The sequence below is a fragment of the Parafrankia soli genome, assembly GCF_001854695.1.
GTDB lineage: Bacteria > Actinomycetota > Actinomycetes > Frankiales > Frankiaceae > Parafrankia > Parafrankia soli.
Map to the genome: position 1 here is coordinate 43,179 of NZ_MAXA01000136.1, position 26,686 is coordinate 69,864.

The following is a 26,686-nucleotide window of genomic DNA, read 5'->3' on the forward strand; positions in this document are numbered from 1 at the left end:
TCGGTCCTGCCCGTCCGGCGGTATGTGCCGAGGCCGATTGGCGGCAGCGGGGGATTCCGGTCAGTGGTGGCGGCGGCGAAAGCCCGGCAGGAGTTGCTGGACGAGCGCGTCCGTCTCCGGTTCCGCCGCGCCGCCGCGCCGGGTCGACTGCGCCGACACGGTCCGGTACAGCTCGCCGGCGACGGCTTCGAGGGTCCGGCGGTCACCCCGGGCGGCCACGGTGCGCAGCAGGTCACGCCACAGCGTTTCCGCGGTCGGCGCGGCGCGCAGGCCGGTCCGGCACGCCGCCATCGCGGTGACGGTGTCGCCGGCTTCCAGGGTCAGCATGGCGAGGCGGTGCGCGGCGTCGATGACGGCGGAGCGCATCGTGCTCTCGACGGGCGTCGACCGGGCCCACCCGTACCTGCCTTCGGGCAGGCCGGACCACAGCGGCCCGCTGACCAGGTTCAGCGCCGCCCGCAGGTCGGATTCGGGATCGCTCGCGTCGTCGGGCCGCGCCGCACGATGGGTGTAGGCGACGAAGAGCTCCCAGTCGCAGCGGACGTCCGTGCTGAGGACCCAGCGCCCGTCCGAGGTGGGCTGCAACCGGGGCCGCCCGCCGGCGTCGACGCCCAGCCAGGTGCGGGCCGCGATGAGCCCGGCCAGCACGCCGGTGCCTGATCCCCCCGGCGACCGCGGATCGGGGACCGAGCCGAGGGGGAGGTCGAGCAGGTCGCTGACGTCCTCGGGGTACGCGCCGTCGCGGTGCAGCGCGAGGAAGACGACGATCTCGGTGAGCAGGTCGATCTGGTTCCGGTCGGGTCGGCTGGGGGCGTCGACCGACGGGGTGCCGAGTACGTGCACCTCGGCTTCGGTGACGCCGGCCGGGTCCGGGTCCAGGCGGGGCAGGGTCTCGAGCGGGCCGTTCCCGTGGAGGGGCGCCGGCGGGGCGTCGGCCTCCTGGTGCGAAGCCGCCGGATAGCCCTGCTCTGACGAGTGGGGTTCCGGATACGACGGGTGAGAGCCGGGCGGATACGACTCCTGCGAGGACGGCGCCTGCGGGTACGGCTCGTACGGATGCGGCTGCGGCGAGTTCGGCTCCTGCGGATACGGCTGCGCCGGGTGCGCCGGCGGCTGGGCTTGATACGGTTCGCGCTCGTTGGGCGGGGGTGGCGGGTAGGGCCGGTCCCATCCGACGTCGCCGACGTCGGCGCTGGTGGCGCCGGTGGCGGCTGCCGGGACGCCTGGGTGCTCTTGCCGTTGCTGCGTGGCGGGTTCGTCCCGGTGCGCGGGCTGCGGCTGGTCGGGGCTGTGCTGCTGTGCCTCGTCGTGCCCGTGCGCCGGCCGGACCAGCAGCGTGCGGGGGACTCGCGGCACGTCCGTCGGCTGTATGGCCGGTCGATCGGATTCGACCAGGTAGGGCGGGGGAGCGTCGGACGGCTGGTGCTGCCCCGCGCGGCCCGGCACGTCCGGCGTGGCGGCCTGCGGCCGGGAGCCCGGCGGCGCGTCGACTGGCGGCGGGGCGACTGGTGGGACTGGCGGCGGAGTGACCGTCGGCGGGGGGACCTGAGGCAGGCTGCTCGGGGGTAGCCCGGACGGCCCGTCGACCGGCATCCGGATGACGGAGGGCCCGGTCTGCGGGACGGGCAGCCAGGGCACGACTCCGGGGATCGAACCCGAGCCCCGGGGCGGACGGGTACCCTCCGGGCCGTCCGGGGCCGGAGGACGGTGCTCCTCGGGGTAGGGCGGCGGGTAGTGGCCCGCCGGCGCGGTCGGCTCCGGTGCGTGTCCGTCGGGCCCGTCCGCCGCGTACTCCGCCGAGTAGTCGTCCGCGTAGTCCGCCGGATGGCCGGCTGGACGGTCCGCCGGGTGGAGGGAACCGCCCGCGATCGGGTAGGGCCCGGTTCGGTAAGGGTCATCGTCCGCAGCCCCGGCTGGCGGGTAGCCGCCCGTGGCCTGGCCGCCCGGGCTGCCGTCCCACTCCTCGCTGTCGTACCGGTCCGTGCCGTCGGGCCAGCTCTCGCTGCCGTGCTGGTCCTCGCCGTCGTCCTGGTGTCCGCCGCCGTACCGGGCCTCGCTGTCGTCCCAGGCGTCGCTTCGCTCGGAGGGCCGGCTGGTGGGGACGGGAGCGTCCGCACCCGTGGTCAGCAGGCGCCGGCTGGCCCAGGACGGGCGCGGAGCCTCCGCCGGGCGCGCGCCGGTCGCGATGCGGAACATCGCCAGAACGGCGGAGTACTCCGCCGCGGCGAGGGTCTGGGCGTTGACCTCGACGCCGAGCACCCCGAGGGACATCCGCGCGTCGGGACCGACCGCGAACCGCCAGCGGGCGGCGGGGCTGTCGCCGACCATGAGCACGCCCACCGTCTCGTCGCGCCCACCGGAGAGCCGGGCCAGCCGTTCGGCGTGCTGCGGGGCGGGTGGCCCGGCCAGCACCAGGAGATCCGGCGCCCACAGCGACTGGATGTGGGCGGCCTGCCGCCCGCGCAGCGCGGCGCCCGGTTCGTTGCCCCATCCGGTGTCCCGAGGCCCGCGCGCCTCGAGCTCGTCGAGGACGTCGGAGAGGCTCGAGGACGTCCGAAGCCGCCCTGGCGCGATCGGGCTGGGGTCGTCCGCGAAGCCCACAAGACAGACCCGCAGGTCGTCGGACCACATGTTGGTGGCGAGTTCCACCGCGACGGAGATGGCCACCTCGCTGGCGACGGCCGGGTCGCCGACGAGGCTGATCATCCCGGGTGCGCCCTCGAGGTCGACGAGGATGCGGCAGCCGGTGGCATCCCGGCCGAGGGTGACCAGCGCCGGGTAGGGCGCCGGGACGTCCGCCGACAGGCTGGCGCTCGCGTCGAAGGGCAGCCCGTCGGGTGCCTCGGGGTTGCGTTCGATCCGCCAGGAGCCTGGGTTGTTGCCCTGCTGCCAGGGGGCGGGGGGCGGTTCCGGCACAGCCGGCGCCATGTGCAGGACGAGCGCGGCGTCGGTGAGGATCGCGGCGTACACCGGCGGCAGGGGACGGCCCCGCGAGGTCAGCCCGGCGGACATCAGCCGCAGGGACCGGTCGACGAAACGGGCCGAGGGCAGGTCGGCGGCGAGCCGCAGGGCGTGTTCGACCTCGGCGGAGAACGGGTCCGCGCCGGCGCCGCCCGGCCGGCGCCGGGTCAGCGCGGTGAGCACGCCCGCCGCGAGCAGGGCCGCGCCGGTGATGCCGCGCCCGCTTCCCAGCCGCCCGGGCCCCATCCCGCCGGGCGTGCCCGTCTCGCCGCCCCACGCGGAACGCTCGCCGGAGTTCCCGGTACCCGGCCCGTAGGGCGACGGCTCCTGGCCCGCCTCCGGCCCGTCGGACCAGCCGCCCGCACCGCTGCGCAGCGGCCCGGTGGATGCCGGCCCGCCACCGATGTCGTCGCCTCCCGGGGCACCGTCGGTGCCGCCGCGACCGTCCGCGGAGCCCTGGGCGGCGAAGCGGGCGTGGACCTCCTCGACCCAGGAGGCTTCGCGGTGCGGGACCCGCAGGGTCCGTACCTCCTCGCCCTCGGCGTCCGGGGGAAGCATGAGCACCCATCCCGGGGCGATGAGGGAGGGCTTGGTGAGGGTCTGGCCGTCGGGCTGCGCGCGGCCCTCGTTGAGCGCGAAGATCTCGTGGTAGCGCAGGCTGTTGCCGAGGAGCCGCCGGGCGATCGCCCACAGCGTGTCGTACTGGCGCCCGTCAGGCGGGCGGACCTCGCAGAACTTGACGTCCATGCCGTCCGGGAAGAGGTCCGCCGGGGCCTCCTCGCCGGCGGTCAGCGCCCGTGGCGCGGCTTCCCGTTCATCCCACCGGTAGCCCCCGGAGCGGTCGGTCGCGGGACCGGAGCCTCCCGAGGCGCCGCCCTGGTCCGACCTGTCGCCGGCGGCCGGACCAGCATTGGTGCCGGCCGGCAGAAGGCCGCCGGCTGCCGAGCGGGTTCCAGGGCTGGTACCGGGCACCGGCGGCGCGGCCCCGCCCGGCCCGGCGGGGATCGGCTGCTGCCCGGTGAGCCCGCGGGCCAGCCGTGAGATCGCGGCCGGATCCGACCGGCGTAGCGGCCCCGTCGGGGCGGCCCGCTCGGTGCGGGTCGCCCGGTCGGTGCGGGACCCGCGTTCGGCCCGGGCCCCAGCGCTCCCGGCACGGGTAGCCGGCTCGGAACCACCGTGTGGTGTGGCTTCATCACTCCCGGCGGCGCCGGTGTCCGCCGGGCCGTTCGCCGGCCGTGTGGACGGTCGACCGCCTCGGCTGCCGGCGGTCGCCCGTCCACCGGTGCCTGCCCGCCCAGCCGCGCTCGCCTGCGCACCTGTGCTCGTCCGCCCGCCGGGGTTCGTGCGCCCGCCGGTGTTCGTCCGGCTGGTGCCGCCGGCCCGGTAGCCACCGCGTGCCGGGCCGCCGGACCCACCGCGAGCCGGGGCATGGGCGGGGTGCCGCGCGCCCGAGCGGCCCGTCGAGCTGTTCCGGGGCGAGGTGAGCCGCAGTGTGTCGTCGACGAGGCGCCGTGCCAGCGCCTGGCTGCCACCGCCGAACGGGATCCGCGGGGCGAGCCCCGTCTGCCGCCGCTCGGCGCGCCATTCGGCGATGACGCACACCATGAAGTGGATCCAGACCAGCCAGGCGGCCAGGACCATCAGACGCAGCACCTTGCCCGCGCCGAACTCGCCGGTGAACGCGCCCTCGTCGCCGACCGCCGCGGCGACCGGTGTGCCGGTGAGGACGAGCAGGAGAACGGGAACACCCACGCCGAGCCCCAGCAGGAGCGCGGCGCCGGAGCCGCCGCGCCGGCGCTCCCCGTTGCCTGCGGTCGGTCGTGAATTGCCCGCCTGGATCACAATGTGACAGTTCACCACGTCTGGGCTCACTACAGGTCATATTTCGGCCGAGCGGCCGTAGCGTTCACACAAAGGACACGTGGCTTGCTGACTGTAACGAGTCGTCGGAGGTGCCATCGCCTCCGCGCGTCCCTGCGCCCATGGGCGATGCCGGCTGCCTCCGCGCCCGGGCGCCCTCCCGCGCCTCACGTCCCGCACTCCCTTGTCTTGCCTGGGACGTCCGACTTGTCATGGTTCGGGGTGATCGTGCATACCTTTGCCAATTGGGGAGTTTGAAGCGCGGGCGTGAGCGTGACGTGTTGGAGTTCCAACACAGACGGCAGTGTTCTGAGGTCACATCCGAGCAGAGGACGACCTGGGTGCAGGGGCATACGAAGGCGCAGCGGTGGAAACCCGATCGCTTCACCATCACGGTGCCGGACAACTGGTTCGCGTTGGACACACAGGCCGCGCGCAGTTCGGTGGCGATCTCCCGGATGGCCGCCGCACGGGTACGAGATCATCCGCGGCTCGCGGGGCAGGACTCGTCTGTCGCCCGCATCCTTCGCGAGGCCGCCGCGTACGCGGACAGGCGTGGCGCCGTCTACTGCGCGGTCATGATCGAGGAAGTCCGGGGGGCCGGCCTCTCCGCGTGTCTCACGGTGTGCCTGCACTCCGCCCAGGACGAGCCTGACCTCCGGCGATCGTCACGGCACGGACGCGACCTCGGCCGTCCGGCGCGTGACCTGCTGCGGCATGGGCGCGCGGTGCCCTACCTGCCGTCCCGGCGCTGGTGGCGGCGGGTCGGATTCGTCGACCTTCCCGCCGCCGGCCGCGCTGTGCGGACCTGCGCGTTCGAGCAGCAGCGACCGATGGACGGCGGGCCGGTGGCCATCCGCCTCGTGATGCGGACGACGGTGCCCATCCCCGGGCTCGACCGGGTCGCCGTGATCTCCTGCGCGAGCCCGAACACCGGCCTGGCTCCGGCACTGCACGGCCTGTTCGAGGAGGTGACCGCGACCTTCAGGTTCATCCATGACCCGCAGCTGCCCGAACTCGAACTCTGAGGCCGGCCGCGACCACCAGCCCGCCGCCACCGTCCGGCCGTGACGGGAAATCGGAGCAGGCCGAGCGCCGAGGATCACCCGTGCTCGGCCGGATCCTGTCAACGCGCGTAGTACTCGACGACAAGTTGTTCGTCACAGACGACCGGGATCTCCGGCCGGGTCGGCCGCCGGCTGAGCACGGCCACCAGCGCGGTGCGGTCGACGTCGAGGTAGGCGGGCGGTGCCGTCCCCGCCGGCTGGGTCTCCGCGACGATTCGGAACGGCGCCATGGGACGGCTGCGCCCCGCGATCGTGACCACGTCACCTGGCTGGACGCGGTACCCGGGGCGGTCCACCCGGCTGCCGTTCACCTGGACGTGGCGGTGGCTGACGAACTGGCGGGCCTGGTAGATCGTCTTGGCGAAGCCGGCGCGCAGGACCACCGCGTCCAGGCGGGTCTCGAGATCCTCGATCAGCAGGTGGCCTGTTCGGCCGGCCCCCCGGTCGGCCTCGTCGAACGCGCGCCGGAGCTGCTTCTCGCTGATGTGGTACTGGAAGCGCAACCGCTGCTTCTCCCGCAGGCGCTCCTTGTAGGGCGACATGGTCTTGCGGCCGCGGCCGTGCGGGCCGGGCGGGTAGGGCCGGTTCTCGAAGTACCTGGTCGCCTTGTCGGTCAGCGGCAGGCCGATGCTCCGGCTCAGCTTGGCCACGGGCTTGTGGCGCACGGGCCTCCTCCTTTAGGTTAGGTAACCTTAAATAAAGCGAACCTAACCATAGTGGATGCTGGAGGAGTACGTGGTGGACGGCATGATCGATCAGCACGACGCGGGGCACCCGTCGATCAGCACGCGCACCGCACCCACCGAGGCGGTGCACGTGCTGGCCGCGCGTGAGCTGGTCCACGATGCCGCCTACGGCAGCCTGGTCATGTGGGGTGGATGGGTCGTGCACGGCCTCCGCTTCGCGACCGTCGCCGCCCCCACTGCGGCCGGCCCTGCTTCCGCCGGTCCCACTGCGACCGGTCCCACTCCGGCCGGCACCGAGGCGACGGGACCCGCCGACGCCGTTCCGACCGGCTCCGAGTCGCTGGATCTGTTCGGAGCCGGTGGCGCGCCCGCCCGTATCGTGCTGCTGGCGCCGGCATCGGTGGGACGTGTCCTGGGGGATCAGGACCAGGCCTGCCGGTTCCAGATGTGCGGACCGGTGCGTTCGGACGGCTGCGACTGGGTGTCCGTCGTCTTCGGCGGATGGGTCGCGCCGGTAGCCGAGCGATCCGTCCCCGACCTGGCGTTGCACCTCGCCGATCGGCATCCGACCGGGGACCTGTTCGAGCTCGGCGGCTCCTGGGTGCTGCTGGACATCGAGCTCGCCGAGGCCACGATCCGGACCCGCGGCGGATGCGTGCAACTGGACACCGACGACGCCGTCAACCTGCTCACGGAGCCCTCGGGCGCCGGTCTCTGACGACCCCGCTCGGCAGCGCCCACCCAGCCAGGCGGCGCCCGGTGACGACCTCGTCAGCCGGCCGCCTGGATGTCGGTCTGGATCTCGGCGAGGCGGATGCGCAACCGGTCGAGCTGGGTGTGCAGGTCGGTCAGGGTGCGTTCGTACGTCGGCCAGATCGACGTGCGGAACTCGGTGGCGGTGCGACCGTCCCAGTTCTCCGGCTCCAGGAGGACCCGGGCGGTGGCGCGCAGGTTGTCGAAGTGGGCCAGCATCGGGCCGTTGATGATGCCGGCGAGATCGTCGACGGCGGTCGACGCCTGTGGCGTCGCCCGGACGGTGACGCCTGAGGTTGTCGTCATCAGATGCTCCTGGGGCAGAGGGGCGTGTCGGGCTCTTCGGGTCGCGCCTGGGAGCGCTGGTCGGGGCGGTCAGCTACCGGCCAGCGCGGTCCGCTGGTTGATCTCGGTCACGGTGCGGGCGAGGTCGGCGAGGTTCGTCTGCAGCGCGGACAGGGTGTTCTGCACCTCGGGCCAGATCTGCGTGCGGAACAGCTGCGCCTTCGGGCCCTCCCAGTTCGTCGGGTCGGCCAGGGTGTTGCCGCGGGCGACGAGGCTCGCCGTCGTTGTCTGGAGATCCGTGAGCCGCTGGGTCATCTGGCCGGCCGCGTGCTGAGCCGCGGGGGTGGTGACAGTGCGCATGGGTGGTCCGTCCGTCCGGGGTCATGGGGTCGGATGCACAGGCAGTAGGTTGCTGTCCGGGAGATGGTCCTGATGTGCTCCGATCGACAGCGTGATGTTACCTTTGGTGTCGGACTGATGCATCAACTCCGATTTTCTGGGTGCGGTGGCGGTCGCGCCGCTTCTGCTGGTGATGGTTCGACTACCTGGACGGGTGTGATCGTGCCGCGTCGGACCAGGAGCCCCCGCCCGGGCGGCCCCGGCCCGCAGACGGTTCGCGGCAGCCGGACGCCGAGCAGGTCGCCGTCGGCGGGGCCGCCGGGAGAAAGCAGCAGACCACTTCTCGAGCGGCGGGCATCGACCAGAAAGCCGCGGAACTGGCCGGCGAGATCCTCGGTGGTGCCGGCGGCCACCAGCCCGCCGCCGTGTCCTCCGCGCAGGAAGGCGGCGAGCTCGTCGCCGAGTGGCGTGGGCGAGACAAGCTCCGCGTCGTCGACCAGTACGACCGTCTGACCGGGGCCACCGAGCCGCCGGAGGGCCTCCTCCAGCGCCATGCCCTCCACCAGCTGGACCACCGCGGGGCCGATGAGGCCACGCAGCGGAGACAGACGCGGGCAGACGACCGCGAGCCGTGATCCCACGCCGAGCAGGCCGCGCCCGATACTCATCAGCGTCGAGCTGCGCCCCGACCGGGACGGGCCGGCCACGACGAACCCGGGGCCGTCGAAGTCGAGGTCGATGCCGACGGGTGCCAGCTCGTCGCCTCCGACGCCCAGGATGACCGGGACTCGCCGGCCCGGCCCCGCCGTGGCGCCCGGCTCCGGTCCGGTCGGGTGCAGCTCCGCGATCTCTCGCGCGCTGATCCGCGAGGGCAGAACGTCCACCCGGAACGGGCGCGGAACCGGCGGGCGCGGGGCCCGACCTGGCCCGGGGCCTGCGTGCGGTCGCGGGAACGGGCTGGCGGAGGAAACCGGGGCACCCTTCGCGACGGCGCTCGGCTCCCGGCGGCCGCCGGGAGCCGCCATCCGGCGCAGCATGCCCGCCTGCGCGGACCCGGCGGGGTCGTTGGTCAACAGGGCGACCTGCAGCTCGACGGGGCCGGCGGCGTCGCGCCACACGGGTGCCACGCGGCCGGCCGGCCCTCCGATCAGAAAGCCGCGACCGGGTGGCAGGGCGTCGGGGATCCGGGACCCCGCCAGGCCCGCCAGGCCGTAGTCGGCGCGTTCCGCCATCCGCAGCACCAGCCGTTGCTCCATGGTGGACGGCAGCCGGCCGGTGAGACCGCGGCGGTCGGTCGTGACCAGGATCCGCAGGCCGACAGCGGGGCCGTCCCGCGCGAGTGCCAGCAGGCGGTCGACCGCCGCCGCCCCGTCGAAGCTCTCGAAGGAGGCCAGGAATCCCTCGTACCCGTCGAGCAGAAGGACCAGGTAGGGCAGCCGCCCTGGCCGTGCGCCGCCCGCACCGCCCGGGCGGTGCGGGCGGCGCGGGCGGAACTCCTCGTCCTCCGCGCGGCGGTAGGTCTCGTCCGCCGCACGGGGCGAGGTCTCGTCCCCCGTGCGGTGGCGCGGGATGGTGCGAGCCCCGGCGGCGAGCCTGGCTTCGGCCAGATCGGCGAAGCCGCCGGCGGCGAGAACCTCCTGCCGCCAGGTGACCTCGTCCGCCAGCCGGGCGAGCAGGCGGTGGACCCGTTCGGTCTCGCCGACGCCGACGACGGCTCCGGTGTGGGGGAGAGCGGTCAGCGGCGCGAGGCTGTTGTTCCCGCAGTCCAGCCCGTACACGTGGACGTCGGCGGGGGACACCGCCCTGGCGAGCGATCCGGCGAAGGTCCGCAACACCGTGGAACGGCCGGAACGCGGGGACCCGAGGATCATCAGGTGGGACCCGTGCTCGAGGTCGATCGCGAAGACGGGCTGGGCCTGGGCCAGGCACAGGTCGGCGAGTGCGAGCGGGACGGGAGGCAGCCCTGGCCCACCCGGGCCCGAGCCCGGCGAGCCGTCCGTGGGGAGATCGTCGATCGTGATCCGGACGGGCAGCGGGGGCAGCCACGGCCGCCGCGGCCCCGGGACACGGCAGATCCGGGACGCCTCCCGCAGCGCCCGGGCCAGCGCGCGCAGATCCGTCGGTTCCTCGCTGTCGCGCTCCGCGATCTCGGCCTCGTGGCCAGGCCCCGCCGCGATGCTCTCGGCGCGGGCGACGGTGTCCGCGAGATCGGCCGGTGGCGGCCAGGGCGACTCGATCACGATCGGCGCCGCGGCCGGTGCCTCGGCGCGGCGCGGGGACCCACCGATCCGGCCGGTCTGAAAGGTCAGCGGGGAGCCCTGGCCGACCCGCACGATGGCCTGGCCCGGCGACGACCCGGGGATGAGCGCGGCGTCCGGCAGGCCCAGCACGTCGATGCTCTCCGCCTGGTCGGTGACCCGCAGCGCCACCCGCAGGTTGGTGTTGGCCATGATCTCCGGCGAGACGACGCCCGCCGGCCGCTGGGTGGCGAGCACCAGGTGGATCCCCAGCGACCGGCCCCGCCCGGCGAGCCCGACGAGCCCGGAGACGAACTCCGGCAGCTCGCGGACGAGGGCGGCGAACTCGTCGATGACCACGACGAGGCGCGGCAGCGGTTGCCGCGCCGGGTGGGAGGGCCGCGGCGCCCGGCTGTAGTCGTCGATGTCCTTGCACCCGGCATCGGCGAGCAGCGCCTCGCGGCGGCGCAGCTCGGCGGCGAGGGAGTCGAGGGCACGCCGCACCAGGTGCGGATCGAGGTCGGTCACCAGACCGACGGTGTGCGGGAGGTGGGCGCAGTCGCCGAACGCGCTGCCACCCTTGTAGTCGACGAGGACGAAGGTCATCTCATCCGGCCGGTTGCGGACGGCCAGCGAGGCCACCAGCGACTGCAGGAACTCCGATTTGCCGGATCCGGTCGTGCCGGCGACCAGGGCGTGCGGCCCGTCGCGGCTCAGGTCGAGGCTGACCGGCCCGGCGGGGCACACCCCGATGGGGACCGGCCCCGGGGCCCGCTCCGTGATCCAGCGCGGGGCGAGCGCACGGGCGGTCGGCGGGTCGAGGTCGAGCAGCTCCAGCAGTCTGGTCTCCGCGCGTGCGGAGGCCGGTCCGCGTTCGCGCGGGCCGGGGTCGCGAACCGGTGCCAGCGCGCGTGCCAGCTGTTCGCACCAGGCCGCGGCCGCGGGACCGGAGATCTCCGCGCCCAGGCCGGCGCTCGTGCCCGGGCCGCCCGTCGGCTCGCCGGCAGGGTGCGGATCGCCGCCCCCGGCGGGCTCGCCGGCGACCAGGTCGGGGCAGACATGGTCGACGCCCTCGGCCCCCTGCCGCCGGACCCGAATCCCGCCCGGCACCTGTTCGACGACCGTGTGGCATTCGGGCGGCAACAGCCGCGGATCACGTTCGAGGCACACGACGTAGACGCCGACGAGGGGCCCGGAGCGCAGCACCGGGATCAGTGCGGCCCGCATCGACGCCGCGCCCTCGACGACGACCAGCACCGCGGGATCGCGCGGCACCTGCGCGGCACCGCCGCCTCCGGCGCGGGCCAGCCGGGCGTCGATCATGCTGGCGAGCTCGTCGACGCGCCGCGCCCGGCCTGGCCCGTCCGCCCCGACGAGGATCGCTCCCGGAGGCCCGTCGGGCTGGCGGCAGTGCGGCAGCCACCGCGCCCACTCCCAGCTCGCCGGGGACGCGGTCCCGACGACGAGGTGGACGGCGAGATCCCGTGGGCTGTGGTGCACCACGGCCTGCGCCGTCAACCAGGACCCGACCACCCCGGCGAAGTCCCCCGCCCCGACCACCCCGAGGACCCCGGTCTCGGGCAGCGGCACCGTCACCGGGACGTCCCGCAGCTGCCACCGGGTCTGTCGGCGGTGATCCGGCGCGGCGGGGTCGTCGAGGACGACGCCGCCCGGCAGGTCGCCCGTGCCGACGCGCAGGTGGAGGAAGTCAGGGTCTTCGGGACGGCGCTCCCAGAGACCACGCCGCGGGCCCAGCGCGCGGAGCAGTGTCGCCGCCGGGTCCGGATGGGCGCGGCGGAGGGCAGCGGCCTCGCGGTCGAGCGCGGCGGTGGCGTCCCGGTCGATCTCGGCCCGGATCCGCTGGTACTCCGCCAGCTCACGCCGGTGCTCCCGCGCTGCCTGGCGCCGGGCCGCCAGGTAGGAGCCGACCAGGGAGAGCGGCGCCAGCGCCGCGAAAAGAAGCAGGTAGTAGGCGTGGAGGAGTACCGCCATCCCGGTCGCGGCCGCGGCGGGGAGGAGCGTTGCCAACACCGGGGGCGGTGCGGGCCGCGGCGGAACCGGCGGCGTGGGGAGGCGGTACCGGGAACCGCCCGGGGCACGCAGCATCCGCGGCTCGCGGCTGATCTCCAGGTACGGCCCGGCCGGAGCCGGCTGGAGCAGGGCGTCCGGCTCGTCGGGCACCGTCAGCAGCAGCCGCGCCCCGCCGACGCGCAGGGTGACCCGCGGCCCGGCACCGCCGCGTTCACCGGCCGGGAAGGAGACGGGGCCGTCGCGGCGGCACCCGTCGATCCACACCGTCGCCCCCGCACGGGGGGTGATCGTGCAGGAGCCGTCGACGTCGACCCGCAGGGACAACGCGCGCCGCGGCGTGGAATGGCCGCGCAGCACGACGCCGCCGGCAGGGTCCGACCCCAGGCTGTATTCGCCGGCCAGGAGCCGGTGCACCATGCCGGCGCCGGGACCACCGGTGACCCGGAGCTCGACAAGCCCCACCGGCTCGTTGCGCCCGGCTCCGAGCGGCGCTCCGAGGGGTGCTCCGAGCGGCGCACCGAGCCTGAGAACGGAGCCGTCGCGCAGGGGCGAGGCGTCCAGCCGCAGGCCGGGGTCGACCTCCGCGCCATCGACGTGGATCGCCGCCGGGGGCTCGCGGGCGCCCTGCACCGCTCCGGGCGATCGCCCCCGCCCCCGACCTCCCGGCCGCCGCTCGGATCCGTGCGCGTGCTCCGCCAGCGCGGCCGCGATCGCGCCCAGCGGCGTTGCCCCGTCGGCGCGGAGCAGTACCGTCCGCTTGGTGGCCCGCCGACTGTCGGCAGGCACCAGGCAGGCGCGGGCAGGCGCCCGAGGGGACGTGTCCGCGACGCCCGCGACATCGATGGTGATCCACATGGCGGGCACGATACAAGCCGAAGTCGACAGTGTGCTCTCTGTAACTTCTTACGAAGAGTCGCCTGATTTCGAGCGATTCTGGCGGCGGCTGCGGCCGCGACGGGTCTCGCGGGCCCGGGAGCGCGCCTTCACGATCTCCTCGCCGGCCATCCTCACCAGCGCATCGCCGTCCAGCGGCCGGTGAACCGGGGCCGGTGGGGTGCCGAGGCCCGCGGCGTGGTCGGCGCCGAGCGGCGCGACCTCGCCATGGCCCGATCGGAGCCCCCCACCGAACGCGATCCCGACGCTGGCCGTGACCCGGACCCGGTGGTCGTCCACGACCAGTGGGTCGACGAGGCAGGAGGTCAGCCGGTCGGCCAGTGCCACCGCCGCGTGGCCGGTCACCTCGGTCGTCACGACGACGAACTCGTCCCCGCCCCAGCGCCCCAGCACCGCGCCGGGCCCGAGTACCTCGGCGAACCGGAGCGCGACCGCGCGCAGCGTCCCGTCGCCGACCGTGTAGCCAAACCGCTGGTTGACGCGCCCGAAGGCGTCGAGATCGAGGAAAAGGACCGCAACTCCGGTGCCCTCGGCCGTGCCCCCGGTGCCCTCGGCCTCCACCCCCGCGGCCCCGGCCCCGGGAAGGGTCGCTTCGGCTTCATTTCCCTCGACCCCCGCTGTGCGGTCGGCCGTCGGCGGCTCCGCCGGGTCTGGCCGACCGGTCCGAACGGGTACCGTCCACGCCTCGAAGCCGGCGACGCCCGCCCGTTCGGATGACGTTCGCCGGCCGCTGTTCCTGGTTACCCCGGGGGGTGCCATCTGGCCGGAACCGACGGTCGGCGGCGCGGCCAGCGCCTCGGCGATCAGATCACGGAGAGCCGAGCGGTTCGGGAGCCCCGTGACCGGGTCGTGAGTCGCCCGGTGGCGCAGCACGGCCTCCCGGTCATGGCGATCGGTGACGTCGTCCACCACGACGACCAGCCCGTCGCCGCGGCTGAGCGCCCTGATCCGGACGTCCAGCCAGCGCTCGCCGCGCGGGGTGGCCAGCGGGATCTCGACGCGGACCTGGTCGCGGCGGTTGTCCAGCATCCGGCGGGTCAGCCCGGCCAGTGTCCGCAGCGGTTCCGTGCTCCGCCCGGCTGCCTCGCAGGCGGCCAGCCAGCTCGCCCCGGGGCGGACGGGGACGACCGCCAGCCCGGCCGCGGCGCTGCGCCGCCACGCGTCGTTGAGCCGCACCACCATTCCATCTGGTCCCAGTACGGCGATGCGTGACGGTAACGAGTCGAGGACCGCGGCGGCCACGTCGTCGGTGATCACCGATTCTGATTCCCCTCTCGGGACGTCGAAGCCGCGGCTGCGCCAGGTTCTCCATTTCCTCCGGCAGCCGCGCGCGGGATCACCGCCGACGGCCCGACCGATATCCGTGATCCTTGACGCCGGACTGTCGCCCCGTCCGGAAAAGGGTCTGGTGGAGTGCGACCGATGCTTTTCGGTAGTGTTCCGGGCGTCGAATTCTTGTGTCGGACTGTAAAGAAGTCGACGAATATCCCCAGCTATCCGGGTCTGCCCGGCATCTGGAACCGCGCGGCATCCTGGGCTGCCCGGCATCTGGAGCAGCCCAGGTATCGCGCACTGGAAGTCCCGGGCCGCAAACCTCTCAGCTGGCGGAACGGGTGTGAGGTCAGCGCCGCCCGCCGTCGCCGGCGAACTGCTCGGGGACCCATTCAGGCGCCCGCTTCTCCATGAACGCGCGCATGCCCTCACGTGGCTCGGGCGACTGCTGCATCGCCCAGAACATGGTCTGGTAGTCGATGAGCCCATAGCGCTCGTTCAGCATGCGCTTGACATGCATGCGGGCCGCCGGGGCGGTCTGCAGAATCTCCCCGGCGGCCTGGACGGCGGCCTCGCGGAGCTGGTCGTGCGGCACGACCCGGCTGATCACACCCAGCCGCTGGGCCTCGGCGGCGTCGAAGCGGCGCGCCGACAACAGCAGGTCACGGGCCACCGCGATGCCGACGTGGGCGGGCAGGACGGCCGCATAGGTGGCGTCGGGGATCCCCCGCAGCAGCTCGGGGACCCGGAACGTCGCCTGGTCGCTGGCGACCGCGATGTCCGCCATCATGGCGATCAGCAGGCCACCGGCCTGGCAGATGCCGTTGACGGCGGCCACCACCGGCGCCCGGCTGTCCCGGATGGTGAGGAACGGCAGGACGTCCTCGCCGCGCAGGTCGGGCGGCAGGTTGTCGCCGGGCTCGGACCTGCTGCCGAGGTCGCCGCCGGGGGCGAACACGTCACCGGTGCCGGTGATGATCAGTGTGGCCAGGTCGGGCGAGGTGTTGACCAGCTGTACGGCCCGCTTGATGCCGAAGTACATCGCCGGTGTCAGGGCGTTCCGGGCGGCCGGCCGGTCGATCACACACCAGCCGATGGCTCCGTCGCGCTCGAAACGCAGGCCCGCCGCTCCCAGGTCATCGGTCATGCTGCTCCTCCCTCGTGCCGCCGCTCGCGATGATGGCATGCCAGGGCGTCGCCCGGCGGTGCGATCACACGGCGGCGGCGATCCGGCGCCACTGTTCGCGGGGAAGGACCCGCGCGTCTTCGGTGAGCACCTGGAGGGCGACGTGGTCGGCGCCGGCGGCGCGGTGCTCGTTGACCCTGCGCATGATCGCTTCCTCGTCGCCCCAGGCCACCACCGCGTCGAACAGCCGGTCGCTGACGGACGCCAGATCCTCGGCCGAGAAGCCCAGTCGGAGCAGGTTGTTCGCGTAGTTCGGGTGCGTGAGGTATCTGCGCAGCCAGTCGGCCCCGATCGAGCGGGCCTCTTCCCTCATCCCGCAGAGGATCACTGTCTGTTCCGGCAGCACGAGCGGGCCGGCGCCGAGCACCTCACGGGCGCGGCGGGTGTGCTCCGGGGTGACCAGGTACGGGTGGATGCCGCGGGCCCGGTTCGCGGCGAGCGCGAGCATCTTCGGGCCGAGCGCGGCCAGCACCCGACCGGTCGACGGCACGGATGGCCGCGCGGCGTCGAGCGTGTCGAGGAAGCCACCCATCGCGGCCAGTGGCCGCTGGTAGCGGCCTGGTTCGCCGGCGTCGACCACGTCGGCGTGACTGACCCCGATGCCCAGCAGGAACCGGTCGCCGTGCTCCGCGGTGAGCGACGCGGTCCGGGCCGCGGTCTCCTCCGGGCTGTGCATCCACAGGTTGAGCACGCCGGTCGCGATGACGGTGCGCCGGGTCGCCGCGAGCAGCCGTCCGGCGGTGTCGAAGGCCGGGCCGCCGGCGTCGGGGAACCAGAGCGCGGCGAATCCCAGGTCGTCGAGCTCCGCGGCGGCGTCGGCCGCCTCGGCCGGATCCCCGAACCGCAGGTGCAGGCTCCAGATCCCGACCCCGCTGAGCTCCATGTCGTCCTTTCGCCGCCGTTCCGCTGGCTTTGGGTACTCTACGCCCAATGCGGCACTGGGTGCCAGCATCGATATCGGAGGGCATCTGTGGCGCTGGGTCCGGCGCGGCTGCGGCTGCGGCTGGCGTAGGGGTGCGACCCGTCCGCGCCGGAGCCGTCCCGCGAACGGATCCAGCCGGCCGTGACAAAGACACAGGTCAAGGCCTACCACGCAGCCGTGCCGCCAGGGACCGCCGCTGAGCGGGAGCGGCATGGCTATCGAGCCGAAGCGGCTGCGGAGCCGACGAAAAATAGGTGAAGATATAACCCGTGGTGACTGACCCGGCGAGTGGCCATCTCGGCCGCCGCCTCGACCGCGTCCCACGACCGCGCGTGCGCCGAGGTGCGGCGCCGGTGACCGGGCCGGCAGACGGGCCCGGTAGGCGAGGTCGGTAGCCAGGTCGTCGAACAGACGCCGCTCCAGCCGCACATTCCCAACCATGATCTTGCCGGATTTCGTTGATCATGAACATCGATGAAGGGGCCGAAGATGATTCACCGCGCGCGATTACTCGTCACCGCTCTCGTCTGCTGTACGGGTCTGCTGCTGGGGGCCTGCGGGGGAGGAGGTGGCGATACCGGTACGTCCGCGTCGGGGGCCACGGGTGAGCCTGTGGCGGGTGGCGAAGCGCGGATCCTGCTGCTGAGCGAGCCGCGCACGATGGACCCGGCGGTCATCGGCAACGTCTACGCCAGCGGAGCCCTCATCGGGAACGCCCTGTACGGAACACTGATGACCGACGACGAGGCGGGTGAGATCCACTACTCGATGGCCGAGTCGTTCGAGTCCGCCGACAACGGCAAGACGTTCGAGCTGAAGCTGCGGCCGGGGCTGGTGTTCTCGGACGGTACCCCGCTGAATGCGGATGCCGTGAAGTTCAACTGGGACCGGACCAAGGAACCGGCCACCGGCTCCGCCAGCCGGGCGGATGCGGCGATGATCGCCTCGTCCGAGGTGGTTGACGACGTCACGCTGCGGGTCACCCTGGTCACCCCCGTGCCGAAGTACTCCGAGGCCATCGTCACCTCGACGCTGAACTGGATCGCCTCGCCGGCGGCCCTGCGGAAGGGCGGGCCGGCCTTCGACGAGAACCCGATCGGCGCCGGGCCGTTCACCCTGCAGAACTGGGCCCGCCAGGACAACATGCGGCTGGTCAAGAACCCCCGCTACTGGGACGCGCCCAGGCCGTACCTCGACTCCCTCGTCCTGCGCCCGGCACAGGACAGCAACCAGCGCTACAACACGCTGCTCACCGGTGGTGCCGACCTGGCGGTCGACTCGAGCTGGATCAACCTCGGCAAGGCCGACGAGGCGGGGCTGCCGGTCGACTTCCTGCCGGCCAGCGGCGGTATCGTCGCCGCGCTGAACACGCGCCGGGCGCCGTTCGACGACGTGCGCGCACGTCAGGCGGTCGCGAAGGCGCTGGACATGGACGCGCTGAACCTCGCCGTCTGGAACGGCAGCGCGCGGATGGCCACCACGCTGTTCACCGACTCGTCACCGTTCTACTCGCCCACGCCGTTGCAGAAGACGGACAAGGCGACCGCCCAGAAGCTCTTCGACGAGCTCGCCGCCGAGGGCAAGCCGGTCTCCTTCTCGTTCACCACCACTCCGGCGTCGGAGAACCGGAAGATGGCCGAGAACATCCAGGCCCAGCTGAGCGCGTTCAAGAACGTCAAGTTCCAGGTCCGGGTCATAGAGGTCGCCGAGTTCTCGGCGCTGCGCACGTCGCACGACTACGACGCGGTCCTCACGTCCTCGATGTTCCTGGACCCCGACCCCCGCCTGCCGACGACCCTCCTCGGGGGCTCGTCGGCGAACCTGTCCATGCTCGACGATCCTCAGCTGAACGAGAGCCTGCTGGCGGGACGGACCGCGACCACCGTGGAGGAGCGGAAGAAGGCCTACGACCGCGTGCAGGCCCGGCTGACGGAGGTGGTCCCGATGATCTTCTTCGCGCGCGGGCCGCTCGGCGCCATCTCGGCCAGGAACGTCGGCGGTGTCACGCAGTACGGCCTCGGATCGCTGCTGCCGGAGAAGCTGTGGATCCAGTCATGACGGCCTGACAACGGCACAACGTACACCGCCTGACGGCCGTCACCTGGCGCGCGTCGATCATCGTCGGCGCGCGCCAGGGCGGCCTCGGGCAGCGGTGCCGGGTGGACGTCGTCCTCGCCGGGCACGGGCTCCACCCGGTCACCCACACGCAGGGCGCCGCCGCGCACGAACCGGCGGCATCCTGGGCGGTCTGGTACCGGCGGCAAGTGCGGATGCCCGCCCCGATGCTCGGTGTGCTGCTCCTGGCGTGCGGTCAGAAGAGGGTCAGGGGCTCGGCTGGTATCGGCTGCGGCAGGGGATCGAGCCTGGGCACGCGGGCCCGGACCTCGTCGTGGAAACGGCGGGCGAGCAGCGGAGCGTCGGCGTTGTCCGGGGTGTGGATGAAGACGGTGGGTGATCGTCCCTCGCGCAGCCACGTGACGGTGGTGTCAACCCAGTGCCGCCAGCCCTCGACCGTCCGGGCGGAGTCGTCGCGGCCGAGGTAGCGGACGATCGGCTGGTCGGTCAGCGCGAGTGACCGGAGCGGCATCCGGGGCTTCTTCGCCCAGGCGTCCCGTTCGGCGTCGCTCGTCGGCGGGCTCCGGAAGAACTCGGTGGTGTCGAACGGAATCCATTCGGCGCTCACGGTGGCGAGTGCGTCCTCGAGCAGGCGCGCCGCGCGCGGGTCGGCGAAGAAGGCCGGATGGCGGACCTCCACCGCGTACCGGTGGGACGTGTCGAGCCGGCGCAGAAAGCGGGCGAGCAGCGACACGTCGGCCGGGCCGAACGCCCCCGGCAGCTGAATCCAGAGGGCGTGCGCCCGCGGGCCGAGCGGCTCCATCGCGTTCAGGAACGAGCGAAGCACCTCGTCGACGTCGGTGAGGTGGCGTTCGTGCGTGATGACCTTCGGCAGCTTGACCACGAACCGGAAGCCGGGGTCGGTCTGCCGCGCCCACGTGGCCACGGTCTCCCGGGCCGGGGTCGCATAGAACGTGGTGTTCCCCTCGACCGCGTTACACCAGGCGGCATAGTGCCGCAGGCGCTCGTGGGCCGGCAGCGGATGGGCCAGCAGGCGCCCCTGCCAGGACTTGTGACTCCACATCGCGYACCCCACGTGCAGATGCATGTCTCGTGCCCTCCGTCGCTGGATCGCGCCGGCCCGCGCCGGCCGGCTGAAGGTCGGTGAAACCGGGGTGTAGGGGCGGTGATACCGCCGCTGTCTAGCGTCGTCCCAGCTTCCCAGCTGCTGAGCACCATGGAAGGACGACGCGTGACAGCCACACCCGCTGTCCGGGCCGATGGCCTGGTCAAGAGATTCGGCGATTTCCGTGCCGTCGACCGGATCGATCTCGAGGTGCGACACGGCGAGATCTTCGGCGTGCTCGGGCCGAACGGCGCAGGCAAGACGACGATGCTGAAGATGCTGGCCACGCTGCTGCCGATCGACGGCGGCCGGGCCGAGATCTTCGGTGTGGACGTCGCCGCCCAGCCGCACCGGGTCCGCCAGCTCATCGGCGTGACCGGCCAGTACGCCTCGGTGGACGAGGACCTCTCCGCCACCGAGAACCTGTGGCTCTTCGGCCGGCTCCAGGGCCTGAAGGCCGCGGACGCTCGCGCCACCGCGCGCCGGCTGCTGGAGCAGTTCGGCCTGGAGGACGCCGCCGAGCGGAAGATCTCGGCGTTCTCCGGCGGCATGCGCCGCCGCCTCGACCTCGCCGCCTCCCTCATCACCCGACCGCCGTTGATCTTCCTCGACGAGCCGACCACCGGGCTCGACCCGCGCACCCGAGGCCAGATGTGGAACACCATCCGCGGCCTCGTCGAGGACGGCTGCACCGTCCTGCTCACCACCCAGTACCTGGACGAGGCCGACCAGCTCGCCGACCGGGTCTGCGTGATCGACCAGGGCCGCAAGGTCGCCGAGGGCACTCCGGACGAGCTGAAGACCCAGGTCGGCGATTCGACCCTGCAGCTTCAGCTCGCCCCCGGCGCCGACCAGGCGCTCGCCCGCGAGGTGGTGTTCCGGGTACTCGGCGAAGAGCCGGTCACCACCCCCGAGTCGGGTCGGATGAACGTCCCGCTCGATGTCGCCGACCGCGCCGCCGACGTGCTGATCGCGCTGCGCGAGGCCGCCGTCTCGATCTCCTCGGTCAGTGTCGCGAAGCCCAGCCTCGACGAGGTCTTCCTCGCCCTCACCGGCCACGGCACGGATACCGGCACCGGCACCGGCACCGGCACCGCCCGCCCGGCCGGCGTCGTCCCCGGCCAGGACACGAACAGCCCCGACAAGCCCGTCATGGAGAAGGCCCGATGAACACCCTCGTAGCCGAACCGTCCGCCGCCCGCCCGCGATCGGCGCCAGCCGTCGACCCGGCCGCCGCCGTAGCCCGCACGCGCGCCCGCCCCGGGCTGGGCGACACTTTCAACCAGACCTTCGCGATGGCGTGGCGGGCGCTGAAGAAGATGCGCCGCAACCCGGAGCAGTTCTTCGACGTGGCGCTGCAGCCGCTGCTGTTCACCGCGATGTTCGCCTACGTGTTCGGCGGCGCGATCTCCGGTGACGTCGACAGCTACCTGCCGTTGCTGATCCCCGGCATCGTCGCCCAGACCGTGCTCACCACCTGCATGGCCACCGGGGTGCAGATGCGGGAGGACATGGACAAGGGCGTCTTCGACCGGTTCCGGTCGTTGCCGATGTCCCGGATCGCGCCGCTCGCCGGGCCGATGATGGCGGACCTGATCCGTTATCTGATCGCGGCGGTGCTGACCTACCTGATGGGCCTGATTCTCGGCTACCGGCCGGGCGGCGGGGTGCTCGGTGTGGTCGGCGCGGTCCTGCTCGCGGTCTTCACCGGCTGGGCGCTCGCGTGGGCGTTCACCTGGATCGGCACGCTGGCTCGCAGCGCCCGCAGCGTGCAGGGGATCTCGATGATGATCCTCTTCCCGCTCACCTTCCTCTCCAACGCCTTCGTGCCGGCGGACACGCTGCCGGGCTGGCTGGAGTCCTTCACCAGGATCAACCCGGTGTCACACCTGGTCTCCGGAACCCGCGACCTCGCCAACAACGGCGTGATCACCGCGCAGGTCGGCTGGACGCTACTCGCCGGCCTCGCCGTGATCGTGATCTTCATGCCGCTGTCGGTGGCCAGCTACAAGCGGCATCTCTAGCCGGGAATCCGGTGCCCTCACCCGATGGGCGGGCGACGCCCGGTCGGCGTCCCGCCCGGTCAACTGCCCGGCCAGCCATCCAGCCATCCAGTCATCCAGTCAGGCGTTCGGCCAGGTGCTCGACGAGGAGGCGGGCCTCGTCGAGAACCTGCGCCGGGCGCCGTCCGGCGACGCTCGCCCGGACCGCCGCGAGCGTGCCGGGCGCGCGGCGTTCGGCGATCGGCTCGATCCGCGACCACCCCATCGACGGGATCGTCGCGGGGTAGGCGAACCGTTCCGCGAGCGCCAGCAGCCGGACCGCGTCCTCCGGGGCCATCCCGGCCAGACCGTCTCCGGGCGCCGGGAGGTTCTCCCGAAGACCCCAGGCGCCCAGTGCGAACAGCACCGTCCCGTACACCGGGTAGTCGGCGCCGGCCTGCCCGCGTCGGAACGCTTCGACGCAATGGGTGAGGCAGGCCCGGAACAGGCTGTGACCGGTGGCGAGGTCGTCGGCCGTGCTCGCGTGCCGGGCGAACGCGGCCACCGTCGCCGCGTCGCACACGAGCACCCAGGGCTCGAGGCCGGTGGGTTCCACGCCCGGCAGCCGCAGGGCCCGCACCTCCTCCGCCGCGTCCACGTACCGGCGTAGACCACCGGTCGTGTCGCCGCGGGCGATCATGATCTCGGCCTCGGCGGTGGCCATCATTCTGCCGCCGAGCCCCATCCTGTCCTCCGGGGCACTCTGGGCGAGGTGGCTCTCGGCCGCTTCGAGCCGGCCGTCGTTGATGGCGTCGAACGCCAGCAGCACCCTGAGCTGCGCGACGTCGTCGCGGGCGCCGAGCCGTTCCAGGACGGGCAGTGCCGCGCGAGCACACGACCGGGCGGTGGTGACGTCCCCGAGCTGCATCGACAGCGCGGCGAGCTGGGTGCGCAGGACGGCCGCGATCCACGGGCCGTCCTGCGGCGCGGCGAGCGTCAGCGCCCGTTCGGCGCAGGCCGCCGCCGTCCGCGGGACACCGTCGTTCTCCCACAGATGGGTCAGCCACATCAGCGCGATCAGGCGCGTGTGCCGGTCGGCGTCGTCCGCGAGCCGTTCCAGCCGTGCCGCGGCATCCGCGGGCCGGGTCGGATCGAGGGCAAGCTGCACCCGCACCGAACCGGCCAGCCACGTGTTGTCCGCGTCCGCCGGATCGAGCGGCACCAGCAGTTCGCAGGCCTCCTCCGGGTACCTGACGGTCATGAGCATCTTCGTCCGCAGGATGGCGATCCGGCTGGCCAGGGTCGCCGAGGCCGCCGCTGGCGGCGGGGACCAGTCGTGCAGGGCCTCGGCGACCGCGTTGGCCAGCACCATCATCCGCGTGTGATCGCCGCGGATCTCCCAGAACGGATTGAGCACCGCCAGCAGCCGCACGACCGCCTCGGTACCGCCGTCGACCAGCGCGGCCCGCAGTTCGTCGGCGAGGTTCGTCTCCTCGGCCGCGACCGCGTCGATCGCCGCGAACTGCCGCTCACTGAGCAGGTCCGCGCCGTGCCGGGTGACGTAACCGACCGCCCAGGCCCGCTGGGCCCGCCGCGCCCACACCTGCTCGCCGGCCTCGGTCAGCCGCAGCCGGMCGAACTCGCGGACGGTCTCCAGCATCCGGTAGCGGACCCCGTCGGCCGACTCACGCACGCTCAGCAGCGACTGGTCGACGAGGTTCTGCACCGCGTCGAAGGCGTCCAGGGGCTCCGAGCCGGCGACCTGCCCGGCGGGGTCGGGCGCGCCGAGCACCTCCTCCGCGGCGTCGAGGGTGAACCCGTCCGGAAAGAGCGCCAGCCGACGCAGCGACCGCCGTTCCGGCTCGGCCAGCAGGTTCCACGACCAGTCGATCACCGCGAGCAGCGTGCGGTGACGGTCCGGCGCGCCGCGGTCGCCGCCGCGCAGCAGGGCGAAGCGGTCCGCCAGCCGCCGGTCGACGTCCTCCACCGACATCGCGCGGACCCGCGCCGCGGCCAGCTCGATCGCCAGCGGAAGGCCGTCGAGCCGGTCGACGATCCGGCCGACCACCTCGGGGTCGAGCCGGACGGTGGGCCGGGCGGCGGCGGCGCGCTGACGGAACAGCTCGGTCGCGTCGGCGCGGCCCAGCTCCCCGAGCAGGTAGACCCGCTCGGCGCTGATCGCCAACGGCGCCCGGGTCGTGGTGAGCACCCGGACGTCCGCGGTGGCGGTGACGAGGAAGGCGACCAGCTCGGCGACCTCCTCGACGAGGTGCTCGCAGTTGTCCAGCAGCAGCAGGCTCGACCCGCGCGAGAGCTGCGCGGCGATACGCGTGCGCAGGTCGGCGCGCTGGCCCGGGGACAGCACCCGGCGTTCGCCGATCGAGTCGCGGACACCGAGCGCCGAGCCGACCTCGCCGAGCAGGTCCTCGGGCGCCGTCACCCCGACCAGGTGGACGACATGCACCACCGGCAGCGTGCTCTCCCGGGCGAGCCGGTGCGCCAGCCGGGTCTTGCCGAGGCCGCCCGGCCCGACGATCGACACCACCCGTGACCGGTCCAGCAACGTCCGCAGCCGCTCGACGTCCCCCTGGCGGCCCAGCAGGGGAGTGGCATCGTAACGGAGGCCGTCGCGGACGGGCTGGTCGGCGGCGAGCAGATCGCGCTGCAGCCGGGTGAGTGCCTCCCCTGGGCCGACACCGAGCCGTTCCCGCAGGTCCCGACGGTGGCGTTCGAAGCGCTCCAGGGCCGCCCCCGGCCCGCGGACGGCGGCCTCGCTGCGCAGCAGGTCGGCCAGCAGGGCCTCGTCGTCGGGCCGCTCGGCGTGCGCCGCCTCCAGGAGCCCCAGCGCCTCGGTGTGCCGGTCTGTCCGGCTCGCCGCCCGGGCCAGCAGCAGCCGGGCCGCCGCCAGATCGCGGCCGGCCGCCCGGCGCACGTCGGCGAGCGGGCCCTGTTCGCCCGCCGGCACCGGCGACAGCGACGCGCCGAGCTCCAGCGCCTCCCGGGCCCGCTCGGCGGCGGCGGCCGGATCGGCCGCGAGGAGGGTGTCAGCCTCGGCGACCAGCCGGCCGAGCAGACAACTGTCGACCTCGGCCGGAGGCAGGTCGAGCCGATAGCCCTCGCCATCGCGTACCACCGCGGCGCCGCCGCAGGCGGCCCGCGTTCGGGAGACGACCACCTGAAGACCCTTGGCCGCATTGGCCAGCGGCTCCCCGCGCCAGATCAGTTCCACCAGCCGCTCGGCCCGCACCGGCCGCCCGCGTTCCGCCGCCAGCGCCGCCAGCAGCGCCCGCGGCCGGTCGCCGACCACCGGGATGCCCTTCCAGCGCACCCCGTCCAGGAGAGTGAGGCCCACGCCCATCCCGGCCACTCTAGAGCGGCAAGCTGTGATCGGCGCGGCGACGGGACAGCGGGGGGCTCGGGTGGTGCGCCCGGCGGTGTGACGCCTCCGCAGGAACCTCCTGGATCACCGGATGAATTCACGGCGAATATCAGGCGACCGAGTAGACCGCGGCTCTCCAGTCCGCGACGGGCCCCATACGGTAATCGAATCAACACGTCGGGCCGGTTGGGCATGCGGGGGCGAGCTGCATCATGAGCTGGCTGAGTGCCGAGAACATCGTGGCCGTGCTTACCGCGGCGCTCGGCATAGCGGCGTCCTTCGCGGTGGTCTGGTACGAGCGCCGGGTGCCGCGCCGCAGGCGCATTGGCTACCGTGTACAGATGGACATGCCCATCGGCGGTGACAATCGTGACGGGCAGGGCCAGGAAAACATACGGCTGGGCCTGTTCAGCGATCTCCCGGACATGTCCGACGCGACCCTCGTCCTCCTGCGGGTAGAGAATGACGGTGCGCAGAGCGTGGCCAGCACCGACTACACCGGCGGCGACCTGCACGGTCTCACCGCCGTCTTCACGGAACGCATCGTCAGGGGTGTGACCGTCACCCAGCCCAACGCCGACCACCTCATGGAGCACTTCGCGTCTTCGAGGGGGATGCGGCACAGCGGCAACACGATCTACCTGCCTCGTGTTCCGCTCGACAGCGGTCAGCACTACAAACTGCTCGTGCTCCTCACCGGCGGCAGCGTCGGCTGCGCCGTGCGCGTCACCGGTGGGATCCGGGAGGGCGCGGTGCAGCCCAACCGGAGCACCACGGTCGACGACAAGCCGCCCCTTTTCAACCGGCCCGCCCGTCTGATCACCATCCTGCTCACGCTCTGCGTCACGGTGCTGGCGAGCATCGTCGTCGGTGGCGACGGGCGAGTCCGAGAACGGTTCCCCCGCCATGATCGTCATTCGTGACGGTGGTGGATCGCAGCTCGACCCGCGCCTTCAAGGGGACCGGGTAGCGGTTTCCGCCTTCACCGTCGTGGTGAACGACGAGGTGTCGGTCAGCAGCCTGACGATCGAGCAGATACGCCGCATCTACCGGGGCGATGTTGTCAACTGGAACCAGGTTGGCGGGCCCGACCTCCCGATCCTGCTGRTGAGCCGCGACGCCAACTCTGGTACCCGCGACCTGTTCCGGCGGCGCATCCTTGCCGGCATTGGTGAACCCGCCTACACCTCCCAGGACTGCGAGCACCGGAACTCACCGCAGGACAAGGTCATCCGCTGCGAGCTCGACAGCACCGAACGGGTACTGCGAAGCGTGGCCAGGCTGCCGGGCGCGATCGGCTACAGCGAACTGCGTACCGCCACGACCGTCAAGGGCCTGCACACCGTGCGCATCGATGGGCAGGATCCCTCGATCGAGGCCATCCGCAACAGCACCTATCCCTTCGCGGAGGTCGAATACGCGTACACCTACGGGCAGCCGTCCGCCGGCTCCCTCACCCTGAGCTTCCTCGACTATCTGACCAGGGGCGGCGGGCAGACCGTCATCAAGGCTCACGGCGCTCTGCCGTGCTACAGCCCGGAAGGCCTCAGGCGCTGCCAGGAGGGGCCCTGAAGCTCCACGGGTGACGGTGGGCGGTGCGCCCGGACAGACCGGCCGTGCGGAGCCGCTCGCGGCGGCTGCCGATCCGGCC

17 protein-coding genes are annotated in these 26,686 nt (G+C 73.2%); 7 read left to right on the top strand and 10 right to left on the bottom strand.

Annotated features, from left to right (window positions below; all coding sequences use genetic code 11):
- Positions 1-60: 60 nt before the first annotated feature.
- Complete coding sequence (locus tag BBK14_RS12930; RefSeq protein WP_131802278.1) at positions 61-4,833, bottom strand: BTAD domain-containing putative transcriptional regulator; 4,773 nt, start codon at positions 4,831-4,833, stop codon at positions 61-63.
- A gap of 329 nt (positions 4,834-5,162) precedes the next feature.
- Here BBK14_RS12930 and BBK14_RS12935 point away from each other — a divergent pair, with 329 nt between their 5' ends.
- A complete protein-coding gene (locus BBK14_RS12935; protein ID WP_071062302.1) occupies positions 5,163-5,849 on the top strand; it encodes a hypothetical protein in 687 nt (228 codons plus the stop codon).
- Positions 5,850-5,947: 98 nt separating this feature from the next.
- Here BBK14_RS12935 and rpsD read toward each other — a convergent pair whose 3' ends face one another.
- Positions 5,948-6,553, bottom strand: coding sequence for a 30S ribosomal protein S4 (rpsD, locus tag BBK14_RS12940; protein WP_071062304.1), 606 nt, complete (start codon positions 6,551-6,553; stop codon positions 5,948-5,950).
- A gap of 55 nt (positions 6,554-6,608) precedes the next feature.
- Between rpsD and BBK14_RS12945 the strand changes: the two genes are divergently transcribed.
- Positions 6,609-7,292, top strand: a complete 684-nt coding sequence (locus BBK14_RS12945) for a hypothetical protein (RefSeq protein ID WP_071062306.1) — start codon at positions 6,609-6,611, stop codon at positions 7,290-7,292.
- 53 nt (positions 7,293-7,345) lie between these two features.
- Here BBK14_RS12945 and BBK14_RS12950 read toward each other — a convergent pair whose 3' ends face one another.
- From BBK14_RS12950 to BBK14_RS12975, 6 genes are all read right to left on the bottom strand, one after another.
- On the bottom strand, positions 7,346-7,633 hold the full coding sequence (locus tag BBK14_RS12950; RefSeq protein ID WP_071062308.1) for a hypothetical protein: 288 nt from the start codon (positions 7,631-7,633) through the stop codon (positions 7,346-7,348).
- Positions 7,634-7,702: 69 nt separating this feature from the next.
- Positions 7,703-7,972: a hypothetical protein gene (locus BBK14_RS12955; protein ID WP_020463714.1), complete on the bottom strand. Its 270-nt coding sequence runs from the start codon at positions 7,970-7,972 to the stop codon at positions 7,703-7,705.
- Positions 7,973-8,094: 122 nt separating this feature from the next.
- A complete protein-coding gene (locus BBK14_RS12960) occupies positions 8,095-13,074 on the bottom strand; it encodes an FtsK/SpoIIIE domain-containing protein (RefSeq protein WP_071062310.1) in 4,980 nt (1,659 codons plus the stop codon).
- 48 nt (positions 13,075-13,122) lie between these two features.
- A complete protein-coding gene (locus BBK14_RS12965) occupies positions 13,123-14,370 on the bottom strand; it encodes a GGDEF domain-containing protein (RefSeq protein WP_071062312.1) in 1,248 nt (415 codons plus the stop codon).
- A 364-nt stretch (positions 14,371-14,734) separates the two neighbouring features.
- Entirely contained in the window at positions 14,735-15,532 is a 798-nt protein-coding gene (locus BBK14_RS12970; protein WP_071062314.1) for an enoyl-CoA hydratase/isomerase family protein, read from the bottom strand.
- Positions 15,533-15,596: 64 nt separating this feature from the next.
- Positions 15,597-16,454: an LLM class F420-dependent oxidoreductase gene (locus tag BBK14_RS12975; protein WP_071062316.1), complete on the bottom strand. Its 858-nt coding sequence runs from the start codon at positions 16,452-16,454 to the stop codon at positions 15,597-15,599.
- Positions 16,455-16,982: 528 nt separating this feature from the next.
- Between BBK14_RS12975 and BBK14_RS12980 the strand changes: the two genes are divergently transcribed.
- Positions 16,983-18,551 (top strand): ABC transporter substrate-binding protein, encoded by a 1,569-nt coding sequence (locus BBK14_RS12980; RefSeq protein WP_083390909.1) that lies wholly within the window; start codon positions 16,983-16,985, stop codon positions 18,549-18,551.
- A gap of 253 nt (positions 18,552-18,804) precedes the next feature.
- Here the strand turns inward: BBK14_RS12980 and BBK14_RS12985 are convergent, their stop codons facing one another.
- Complete coding sequence (locus BBK14_RS12985; RefSeq protein ID WP_071062320.1) at positions 18,805-19,656, bottom strand: DUF72 domain-containing protein; 852 nt, start codon at positions 19,654-19,656, stop codon at positions 18,805-18,807.
- A gap of 144 nt (positions 19,657-19,800) precedes the next feature.
- Here BBK14_RS12985 and BBK14_RS12990 point away from each other — a divergent pair, with 144 nt between their 5' ends.
- A complete protein-coding gene (locus BBK14_RS12990) occupies positions 19,801-20,844 on the top strand; it encodes an ATP-binding cassette domain-containing protein (protein WP_071062322.1) in 1,044 nt (347 codons plus the stop codon).
- Entirely contained in the window at positions 20,841-21,698 is an 858-nt protein-coding gene (locus BBK14_RS12995; protein ID WP_071062324.1) for an ABC transporter permease, read from the top strand. Before BBK14_RS12990 ends, BBK14_RS12995 begins: the two co-directional genes overlap by 4 nt.
- A gap of 91 nt (positions 21,699-21,789) precedes the next feature.
- Here BBK14_RS12995 and BBK14_RS13000 read toward each other — a convergent pair whose 3' ends face one another.
- Positions 21,790-25,014 carry an ATP-binding protein gene (locus tag BBK14_RS13000; RefSeq protein WP_071062325.1) on the bottom strand — a complete coding sequence of 1,075 codons (3,225 nt, stop codon included), beginning with the start codon at positions 25,012-25,014 and terminating at the stop codon, positions 21,790-21,792.
- Positions 25,015-25,247: 233 nt separating this feature from the next.
- Between BBK14_RS13000 and BBK14_RS42800 the strand changes: the two genes are divergently transcribed.
- Positions 25,248-25,958 carry a hypothetical protein gene (locus BBK14_RS42800; RefSeq protein WP_338045456.1) on the top strand — a complete coding sequence of 237 codons (711 nt, stop codon included), beginning with the start codon at positions 25,248-25,250 and terminating at the stop codon, positions 25,956-25,958.
- A complete protein-coding gene (locus tag BBK14_RS42805; protein WP_338045457.1) occupies positions 25,906-26,607 on the top strand; it encodes a PstS family phosphate ABC transporter substrate-binding protein in 702 nt (233 codons plus the stop codon). Before BBK14_RS42800 ends, BBK14_RS42805 begins: the two co-directional genes overlap by 53 nt.
- The last annotated feature ends 79 nt before the right edge of the window (positions 26,608-26,686 follow it).

Coding starts and splice junctions, on each gene's coding strand:
- BBK14_RS12955 (WP_020463714.1), bottom strand. CDS start 7,972: ATGCGCACTGTCACCACCCCCGCGGCTCAGCACGCGGCCGGCCAGATG.
- BBK14_RS12950 (WP_071062308.1), bottom strand. CDS start 7,633: ATGACGACAACCTCAGGCGTCACCGTCCGGGCGACGCCACAGGCGTCG.
- BBK14_RS12980 (WP_083390909.1), top strand. CDS start 16,983: ATGATTCACCGCGCGCGATTACTCGTCACCGCTCTCGTCTGCTGTACG.
- BBK14_RS12975 (WP_071062316.1), bottom strand. CDS start 16,454: ATGGAGCTCAGCGGGGTCGGGATCTGGAGCCTGCACCTGCGGTTCGGG.
- BBK14_RS12960 (WP_071062310.1), bottom strand. CDS start 13,074: ATGTGGATCACCATCGATGTCGCGGGCGTCGCGGACACGTCCCCTCGG.
- BBK14_RS12995 (WP_071062324.1), top strand. CDS start 20,841: ATGAACACCCTCGTAGCCGAACCGTCCGCCGCCCGCCCGCGATCGGCG.
- BBK14_RS42800 (WP_338045456.1), top strand. CDS start 25,248: ATGAGCTGGCTGAGTGCCGAGAACATCGTGGCCGTGCTTACCGCGGCG.
- BBK14_RS12945 (WP_071062306.1), top strand. CDS start 6,609: ATGCTGGAGGAGTACGTGGTGGACGGCATGATCGATCAGCACGACGCG.
- BBK14_RS12970 (WP_071062314.1), bottom strand. CDS start 15,532: ATGACCGATGACCTGGGAGCGGCGGGCCTGCGTTTCGAGCGCGACGGA.